This window comes from Thalassolituus sp. UBA6592, from assembly GCF_002433655.1.
GTDB lineage: Bacteria > Pseudomonadota > Gammaproteobacteria > Pseudomonadales > Oceanobacteraceae > Venatoribacter.
Genome location: NZ_DJIO01000148.1, coordinates 27,702 through 28,177 on the forward strand (window position 1 = coordinate 27,702; position 476 = coordinate 28,177).

The following is a 476-nucleotide window of genomic DNA, read 5'->3' on the forward strand; positions in this document are numbered from 1 at the left end:
TATGCAGACTACAACGACCTGATGGACATCACCGAAGCCATGCTGAAGTTCATTGCTGAAACTGTTCTGGGTACCACGACCATTGAATACGGTGAGTCTTCCTATGACTTTGGCGCTAATTTCAAGCGTCTGAGCATGGTGGAGTCCGTGATTAAATATAATCCTGAGATGGACCCTGCCATCATCCGTCATGCGGAAGATAACCTGGAAAAACTCATCGAATATGCGAAGAGTGTGGGCGTTCACTTTGGCCCGAAAGAAGCAGGCTGGGGCCCGGGTAAAGTACTGACCGAAATCTTTGAAGCAACCGTGGAAGAGAAGCTCGATCAGCCGACCTTTATTACCGAATACCCATGGGAAGTTTCTCCACTGGCACGCCGTAACGACGACAACCCATTTGTGACTGACCGCTTTGAATTCTTCGTTGGCGGACGTGAGCTGGCTAACGGCTTCTCCGAGCTTAACGATGCCGAAGA

The 476-nt window shown here is 50.0% G+C and carries 1 protein-coding gene; it reads left to right on the forward strand.

Annotated features, from left to right (window positions below):
* On the forward strand, window positions 1-476 hold a 476-nt coding region (locus tag B2Z72_RS15000; RefSeq protein ID WP_297005206.1), incomplete at both ends, for an amino acid--tRNA ligase-related protein.